Raw genomic sequence first — 8,251 nt, 5'->3', positions numbered from 1 at the left:
TGGGGTGATCCGACCGTCGTGCCGCCGCCGTGAGCGCTGCGACGACGACGAGAACTCCGGCAACGGCGAGCGTGAGCACGACCGCCATGGAGGGCCGCTGCCGACCCCGCCGATTCGGTGCTTCAGGAACGCTCACTCGTCACGCCAGGGGGCTCGAGGACGGCCGCCGGTGAGGACACGGACGTCGCGGAGATCCACGCGTCGTGCAGGCGTCGATAGACACCCGCCGACTCGAGCAGCTCGGAGTGGTGGCCGTCCTCGACGAGCACTCCGTCCTCGAGCACGAGAACGCGATCGGCCCGCGCCGCGGTCGACAGTCGATGCGCGATCGCGATGGTCGTGCGTCCGCTGGCGAGCCGCTCGAGAGCATGCGCCACGCGGACCTCGGTGAGTGCATCGACCGACGACGTGGCCTCATCGAGGATCAACACGTCCGGATCTGCAAGCCCCGCTCGGATCAGGGCGATCAGCTGTCGTTCTCCTGCCGAGAGCGTCTCTCCGCGTTCGCCCACCCGGGTCGCGAGCCCATCGTCGAGCGCTTCGATCCACTCGGTCGCGCCGAGGTCGGCGATCACGGCTTCGATCTCGGCCCGAGTGCTCCCCGGCCGGGAGAACCCGATGTTGGCGAGGATCGTGTCGTCGAACAGGAACGGTTCCTGCGACACGACGACGAGTCGGTCGCGCAGCACCACCGGGTCCACGTCGACGAGGTCGATGCCACCGAGCGAGACCGCACCCTGGGTCGGGTCGCTGAACCGGGCGATCAGGCGGCCGAGGGTGGTCTTGCCCGACCCGGTCGCGCCGACCATGGCCACCTGTTGGCCGGCGGGGATGGTCACGTCGATGTCCCTGAGCACATCGACGGTGCTGTTCGGGTAGCGGAAGGTCACGGCGTGCACCCCGACGCGCAGCGGCCCGGGCGGAAGCGGCACCGGTACCGCCGGAGCGGGAGGTCCGATCGGCATGTCGAGCACCGTGAGAACACGTCGCAATCCTGCGACCGCGGTCTGGGTCTGGTCGATGATCTCGGTGAACTCGGCGATCGGTTCGAGGAAGCGATAGGTGAGGAACACGAACCCGACCAGCGCCCCGGCGGTCAGACCGCTCGCCGGGCCCTGCCAGACGCCGACGCCGATCACCGCCGACACGGTGAACACCGAAAAGACCTCTCCGGACGGAAACAGGAACGCACCGATCCAAGCCGCCCGAATCTGTTGGCGCGCCTTGCGCTCCGTCGCGACCCGCACGATCCCGCTCAGATGGTCGCCTGCCTCGTAGGCGCGGATCGTCGTGGCGCCCGAGACCACCTCGGCGATCGCTCCGAGCATCTCGCCATTGCGTTCACGCGCCTCGCCGTGAGCCACGACCAGTCGCTTCTGGACCACCCGGAGGACGAGCGCCAACGGGAACGCCGTGGCAAATGCAACGACGGCGAGGAGCGGGTCGTAGGCAACCATCACGATCGACACGATCAGCATCAGTGCCGAGTTGCGCATCCACGCCATCCCGCCCCACTGGAAGAACTGCGCGAGCGTCTCGATGTCGCTGGTCACCCGTGCGACCAGACCACCGCGTCGCTCCTCGCCGTGGTCGGCCAGGCTGAGTTCGAGGATGTGGCTGATCAAACGCTCGCGCAGGTCGTACAGCGCCTGCTCGCTGCGGACTCCGAGGCGGACGGACGCCTGGCGGAACGCCACACCCGCGACGAGTACGGCGACGAGGCCGAACGCCGAGAGTCGGGCGACCAGCGCGACGTCGGCCACGTTGTCCCCATCCGTTCCGACGATCCCCTTGTCGATCGCCTGTTGGATCAGGATCGGCACGACCACACGTCCACCCGAGCCGATCGCGGCGAGGAGGAACGTCAGCCAGAGACCGTTGCGCAGCACCGGCACCTCGCGCAGCCCACGTCGAATCGTGCCGAGCGCCGTCTCCTCCGTGTCGAGACTGGATGTGAATCCGTCGCTCACGTCGCCCCGGCCCGATCCGACTCGAACGCCTCGACGATCTCGCGGTACCCGGGCTCGGTCGCCAGCAGGCGCTCGTGGGAACCGTGTGCGGCGATGCGCCCGAATGTCATGAAGATCACGTCATCGGCCAACGCGATCGTCGACGGTCGCGAGGCGATCATCAACACGGTGGCACGGAGCGATTCGCGGAGACGCTCGAGGATCGCCGCCTCCGTCGCGGGGTCCAGTGCCGAGGTGGTGTCGTCGAGCACCAGAATCGCGGGATCGCGCACGAGCGCACGAGCGAGCGCGACGCGTTGACGTTGTCCACCGCTGAGGCTCACACCGCGCTCACCGACCACCGTGTCCAGCGCCTCCGGCAGCGCGCGGACGAATTCGTCGGCCGCCGAACGCCGGAGTGCCGCCCAGATCTGTTCGTTGCTCACCCGATTTCCGAACGCAACGTTCTCTCGGACCGTCCCCGCCATCAAAAATGCTTCCTGGAACACGATCGATCGAGGCCCCGTGGCCAGCGCAACCGAGCCCGACGTCGCGGGGACCAGACCGACGACCACGTCGGCCAGCGTCGACTTTCCCGAGCCGGTCGGGCCCACCAGGGCAGTGATCGATCCTGCGGGCAGTCGCAGGCTCACGTCGTGTAGCGCCGCCAGCGCGGAGTCCTCGTGCGCGAACTCGACTCGGTCGAGTTGGATCCCGACACCCGGGTCGGCCTTCCCGATCGACGCAGCCGGATCGTCGAGTACGACCTCGGTCACGACCGCCTGGATCCGGATCCAGGCCGCCATCGAACGCGGGAGTTCGGACAGCGCGTACCCGATCAGTCGCAACGGCATGACGAGCAGGGTGAAGAGGAAGATCACGCTCGTGAACTCTCCGACGGTCACGTCGCCGGAGTCGACCCGTGCTGCGCCGAGCAGCACCAGTCCGATGTTGGCGATGGCGGGGATCATGTCGGTGAGCGCGTCGAACCAGCTCCGTCGCTCGATCGCCTCCACGCGTGACGCACGAACCCGGTCCGCGAGCACGGAGAGTCGCACCGTCTCCCGGTCCTGGGCGCCGTATGCCTTGACCAGCTGCACACCTTCGAAGCTCTCGTGGACGGCGGCGGAGAAATCGCCGAGTTGTTCCTGGGCGCGGGTGTAGTGCGCCGACACCGAGCGCTCGTACACCACGTTGGTCGCGATCACGAGCGGAAAGACGATCAGGGCCACGATGCCGAGCGGGACGTCGGTGAGGAACAACCAGACCGTGGAGATCAGGATCATCAACAACGTGCTCGTCGCGAACGGGATCGGGGCGATCACGCTCACGGTGGTCTCGGTGTCGACGCCGGCGCGGGCGACGAGGTCACCGTCCGGATGGCGGCGGTGCCAGCTGACCGGCTGGCTGACGAGGCGATCGAGCACCTGGTTGGTGTAGCTCTCGGCGACCTGCCACATCCCGGTCGACGCGTACGCGCGACGGAGGACCACTCCCACCGCGCGGAGCAGCCCGATCCCGATGATCAACCCCGCACCGAACAGAAACGTGCTGACCGCGACCTCGCCATCGTCGAAGCGGGGCAGGATCACGTGGTCGATCATCCACCGGATGGCGAAGCTCGACGCGACGGTCGCGACGGCGAACACCGTTGCACCGATGAACGACAGGACGAACGAGCGCGGATGCAACGCCAGCATCGACCGGATCAGCATCCAGTTGCGCTTCAGGCGCGCGAAGCGCGGTCGGGTGATCGTCACGCGGCGTTTCTACCAGCGGTCCCGGGCCATAGCGTCATGCGCGGTGACCGACACGTACGAGATCGAACCGAGGACGAAGGGTTGGACGCCGCTGCGCGTCCTGTTCCTCGTCGGATTCGCAGCGTTCGCGGCCTTCTGGTTCTGGGCGTTGTTCCTCATCGACAAGACCGCCGTCAACAAGTTCGAAGACCGGGCGTGGGCAGAACGCGCCGAGGAGATCTGCGAACCCGTCAAGCAGGATCTGCAGCTCATGAATCTCGAACGATCGTCCGACTTCGAGGTCCGCGCCGACCTGGTCGTCGAATCGACCGACATGTTGGCGGCGATGCTCGATGAGCTCGAGGAAGTCGACCCGGCCGATGCGAAGGGCCAGGCGATCGTTCCGGACTGGATCGCCGACTACCGGACGCTGCTCGACGACCGCTACGACTACGCCGAACGGCTGCGAGCGGGCGAGAACGTGCCCTTCACCGAGACCCCGGTGCAGGGCGTTCCGATCACCGAACGGATCGAGACGTTCGCCGGTGACAACGAGATGCCCAGCTGTGCGCCACCGCGCTCGGGCGTCTTCGGCTGAATCCGGCGGTCACTCCGAACGGAGCTCGTCGAGTATCTCGCTCGTCGCATGTGATCCGAGCCGCTTGCCCTCGAACGCGAACCTCCGTCCGGTCGATCGCTCCTCGATCACAGCGTCCGCACGCTGAGCCGCTGACCGACGTGGACGTCGAGGCCCGCACGGTCGAGCTGACCGACGGCCGTCAGTGCCTTCGTTCGAGTGGGACCGTGCATGGCGGATTCCGTCACCAGGAGATGCAGGGTGGTCGGCGATGCCGCGAGGACGATCACCGGATTGCCCTGTTTGTCGGCGAGCGTCCGCGTCGTCCCGGTCAGACCGACGATCGCCAACGCATCCTCGTCGGTGTCCGAGATGATCGGGGCAGCGACCATGCCCATCCCCCGACCGATGTACTGGCCGCCGAAGCCGCCGGACTTCCACGTGGTGCCCTTCGGCAGGAAGTCGCCGGCGGCGACGATGTCATCGTCGTCCGTCGCGATCCGAGCGAGTTCGACCAGCCGGTCGTGGACGTCGGTCACGACCAGTTCCACCGTGTCGCGCGCTGTGCGAATTCATCATCTCGTTCGATGATTCCGAACGCGCGGTCCGGGGTCACCTCGATGATCGTGTGGCTCCTCACGAACGCCTCCATCTCGACGTGCACCTCGGGATCGTCCCAGTACTTGACGATGTACGCGTCGACTGCCGCGTCGACCGCCTCCGCATCCTCGACGGGATCAGCCAGGCGCGCCTTCCCCTCGACGGAGATGCACTCGACGGTGTCATCCACCGTCACCACACACTGTGGGTTCTCGACGATGTTGCGAGCCTTCCGCGAGTTCGGCGAGCACGAGAACCAGAACCGTTCCGACGCCGCCATCCAGACGCCCCAGACGGGCATCGAATGCGGACGTCCCTCCGCGGATGCCGTCACGACCCAGAAGTTCTTGTTGGCGACCAGGCGCTGCTCCGCCCAGCTCCATGGCAACGCGCCGTCCGGATCGCAAGGCACCCCGTAGTCGGACATCGATGGGCGCTCGACCGCTGGCACGCCATGACCGTAGTCGGGCCCGTCGTCGGGCCCCGTCCGGTCGATCATCGGACCCGATGATCCGAGGTGTCGGTTCGCCGGGTCTCGACGGGCAAAGATGTCGAGATGCAGACCGTGAGCCGAGCTCGAAGCGTGACGATCGGAGTCGTCGCTCTGTCGGCACTGGTGATCCTGACGGCCTGCTCGGCCGAGCAACTGCGCGACATCGAGGGTGCGAACGTCAAGGAACACCTCGACGACGCGACGAACGACGCCCTCAGCGCTGCGAACATCGAGCTCGACGGGGATCTTGCGTGCCGAGCTGACGTCGCGGACGACTCGACCGTGACGGGCTCGTGTTCCGGGATCGACACGGATGGTGTCGACGTCGGTTCCGTGCTCGTCGGTTCGATCGCGTTCGACGACGCGAACTGCGACGGCCACCTCACGGTCACCTGGGACGACGAGTCGGTCCTCGAGGACCCCCACTACAGCTGCTTCAACGACTCCTGAGGCCTACAGCTGGCGGATCACCCGAGCGGGTACACCGGCGGCGACGCAGTTGTCCGGAAGATCGCCCGTGACCACGCTGTTCGCACCCACGACGACATGGCGTCCGATGTTCGCGCCAGGCAGCACGACCGTTCCGTGCCCCAACCATGAACCGTCACCCACCGAGACGGGTCGCTCGGGCATCACCTGCATCGAGATCGGGATGGTGAGATCCTCGTAACCGTGGTTCTGATCGGTGATGTAGACGTGGTGGCCGGTCCACACGTCGTCACCCACCGTGATCTGGAGATGGCCGACGATGCCGCTCCCCTTCCCGAAGAGACACCGATCGCCGACGGTGATCACCGGATCGGTGACCATCTCCTGCCCGGGGACCATGCCCGCCGACAGGGTGGTCTGAGGACCGAACAACGTGCCCTCCCCGATGTGGATGTACTGCTCGTTGAACAACGTGTTGGGCGGAAAGCAGATCACACTGTTCGCACCGAGACGCCCGAATCTGCGTCCACGTCGCGTGTCGGGCCCGATCGCTCCGAGCTCGACCGTCAGCTCCCAGCCGCGGTGGACGAGCTCGCCCGACGCACGTTTCACCCCGGTTGCGAGTCGCCGCCAACCGGAGTCGGGAACGGGATCTCGGTGCAGCACGCCGCAACGCTAGCTTCGTGCGCGTGAACGACATCAGAGGGATCGACCGCGGTCCGGTGCAGGAGTTCCGCGGGATCCGATTCGCGACGGCCGAGCGCCTGACGCCGCCGGTCGACGTCGAGACCTGGGAGCCCGACCTCGACGCGACCCTGCACGGTGCTCAAGCGCCGCAGGTGAGCGGCCCGCTCGATCGAATCCTCGGTTCCGACGACGTGGTCATGAGTGAGGACTGTCTGTTCCTCAACGTCGTCACCCCGGGTCGTGACGACGACCGACGCCCGGTGCTCGTGTTCATCCACGGCGGCGCCTTCATGACCGGAAGCGGATCGATGCCCTGGTTCGACGGCGCGGCGCTCGCCACCCGTGGCGACGTCGTCGTCGTGACCATCAACTACCGGCTCGGTGCGCTGGGGTTCCTGGGCGACCGAAACCTCGGATCACTCGATCAGATCTCGGCGCTTCGCTGGGTGCAGCGCAACATCTCCGCCTTCGGCGGCGATCCGGACCGCGTCACCATCTTCGGGGAGTCCGCCGGAGGCGCCTCGGTGATCTCACTGCTCGCTGCACCGGCCGCAGACCGCTTGTTCCACGCCGTCTGGGCCATGAGCCCGTCGATCCCGCAGTTCCGCAGCATCGAGAAGGCCGAGAAGATGGAACGACTCTTCCTGGATCAGACCGATGGTCTCGCTCCCGTCGATGAGATCCTCGCTGCTCAGACCGCCGACCCGCGACTGGCGACGAGCCTGCAGAACTTCACGCCGACGGAGGGAACCGAGGTCTTCCCGGTGCCGATCGTCGACGCGGCTGCCGACGATGCTCGACCCGTCGTCATCGGGACGAACCGCGACGAGATGCTGATCTTCACCGCGTTCGATCCCTCCCGCGCAGCGTGGGCAGACGACGACGTCACCCGCGAGTTCGAGCTCCGTTTCGGAGCCCACTCGACCGAAGCTGTCGACCGATACCGTCGGGCGCGGCCGGACAGCAACGCGAGCCAACTGGTGTCGGCGATGCAGACCGATGAGCTCTTTCGCCGCCCCGCTCAGCAATTCGCCGCTCGCCGGTCGGAGCTGGATCGGTGGACCTGGATGTACCAGTTCGACCAGACCTCCAGCTCGTTCGGAGGGGTTCTCGGCAGCTGTCACGGTCTCGACATTCCGTTCGCCTTCCACACGCTGACCGCGCGGGGAGCCGAGATCTTCACCGGTTCGGACTCCACCCTGGCATCGGTCGCCGATCAGTTCTCGAACGCGTTGGTGGCCTTCGCTCACCACCACGAGCCGGGGTGGCCGGCGTTCGACACGAACCGGCGTGCCACGCAGCGGATCGGTCCCCGTCCCGACGTGATCGACGACCCCGAGCCCGACCTGCGCGAGGTGTGGGACCGATGACCGCCCCCGATGCACCGTTCGGCTCGATCCTCGACGTCGCCGGGATCGGTGTCGGGCACCACCAACGCACCGGACGCGGCTGGCAGACCGGGACGACCGTGGTCACCGCAGTCGCCGGAGCGACGCCGGGCGTCGACGTGCGCGGCGGGGGGCCGGGAACCCGCGAGACCGACGCGCTGCGCCCCGAGAACCTCGTCCAACAGATCAACGCGGTGACCCTCACCGGCGGCAGCGCCTACGGGCTCGCGGCTGCCGACGGCGTGGTGCGCGAACTCGAGGATCGCCACATCGGCTTCCCCGTGGCCGATCACGTCGTCCCGGTCGTCCCGGGCGCGGTGATCTTCGATCTCGGTCGCGGGGGCGACGTCTCCCACCGTCCCGACCCGGATTTCGGCCGACGGGCGACC

The 8,251-nt window shown here is 67.3% G+C and carries 9 protein-coding genes; 4 read left to right on the top strand and 5 right to left on the bottom strand.

The window, feature by feature from the left end; genetic code table 11:
- Positions 1-122: 122 nt before the first annotated feature.
- Both WBV89_RS02210 and WBV89_RS02205 read right to left on the bottom strand, forming a co-directional pair.
- Positions 123-1,970 (bottom strand): ABC transporter ATP-binding protein, encoded by a 1,848-nt coding sequence (locus tag WBV89_RS02210; RefSeq protein WP_423979707.1) that lies wholly within the window; start codon positions 1,968-1,970, stop codon positions 123-125.
- Complete coding sequence (locus tag WBV89_RS02205) at positions 1,967-3,709, bottom strand: ABC transporter ATP-binding protein (protein ID WP_423979706.1); 1,743 nt, start codon at positions 3,707-3,709, stop codon at positions 1,967-1,969. Before WBV89_RS02205 ends, WBV89_RS02210 begins: the two co-directional genes overlap by 4 nt.
- A gap of 43 nt (positions 3,710-3,752) precedes the next feature.
- Here WBV89_RS02205 and WBV89_RS02200 point away from each other — a divergent pair, with 43 nt between their 5' ends.
- On the top strand, positions 3,753-4,286 hold the full coding sequence (locus WBV89_RS02200; RefSeq protein ID WP_423979705.1) for a hypothetical protein: 534 nt from the start codon (positions 3,753-3,755) through the stop codon (positions 4,284-4,286).
- 107 nt (positions 4,287-4,393) lie between these two features.
- On the opposite strand, the gene WBV89_RS02195 is transcribed toward WBV89_RS02200, so the two are convergent.
- Entirely contained in the window at positions 4,394-4,804 is a 411-nt protein-coding gene (locus WBV89_RS02195; protein ID WP_423979704.1) for a hypothetical protein, read from the bottom strand.
- Positions 4,801-5,364 (bottom strand): pyridoxamine 5'-phosphate oxidase family protein, encoded by a 564-nt coding sequence (locus tag WBV89_RS02190; RefSeq protein WP_423979703.1) that lies wholly within the window; start codon positions 5,362-5,364, stop codon positions 4,801-4,803. Before WBV89_RS02190 ends, WBV89_RS02195 begins: the two co-directional genes overlap by 4 nt.
- A 57-nt stretch (positions 5,365-5,421) precedes the next feature.
- Here WBV89_RS02190 and WBV89_RS02185 point away from each other — a divergent pair, with 57 nt between their 5' ends.
- Positions 5,422-5,808 (top strand): hypothetical protein, encoded by a 387-nt coding sequence (locus WBV89_RS02185; RefSeq protein ID WP_423979702.1) that lies wholly within the window; start codon positions 5,422-5,424, stop codon positions 5,806-5,808.
- A 3-nt stretch (positions 5,809-5,811) separates the two neighbouring features.
- On the opposite strand, the gene WBV89_RS02180 is transcribed toward WBV89_RS02185, so the two are convergent.
- Positions 5,812-6,453, bottom strand: coding sequence for an acyltransferase (locus WBV89_RS02180; protein ID WP_423979701.1), 642 nt, complete (start codon positions 6,451-6,453; stop codon positions 5,812-5,814).
- A 23-nt stretch (positions 6,454-6,476) separates the two neighbouring features.
- Between WBV89_RS02180 and WBV89_RS02175 the strand changes: the two genes are divergently transcribed.
- Positions 6,477-7,844: a carboxylesterase/lipase family protein gene (locus WBV89_RS02175; protein WP_423979700.1), complete on the top strand. Its 1,368-nt coding sequence runs from the start codon at positions 6,477-6,479 to the stop codon at positions 7,842-7,844.
- A partial coding sequence (locus WBV89_RS02170; RefSeq protein ID WP_423979699.1) for a P1 family peptidase occupies positions 7,841-8,251 on the top strand: 411 nt, incomplete at its 3' end. The genes WBV89_RS02175 and WBV89_RS02170, both read left to right, overlap by 4 nt.

The sequence above is a fragment of the Ilumatobacter sp. genome (assembly GCF_049588435.1).
Classification (GTDB): domain Bacteria; phylum Actinomycetota; class Acidimicrobiia; order Acidimicrobiales; family Ilumatobacteraceae; genus Ilumatobacter_A.
This window is presented reverse-complemented; position numbering and strand designations above follow the sequence as displayed.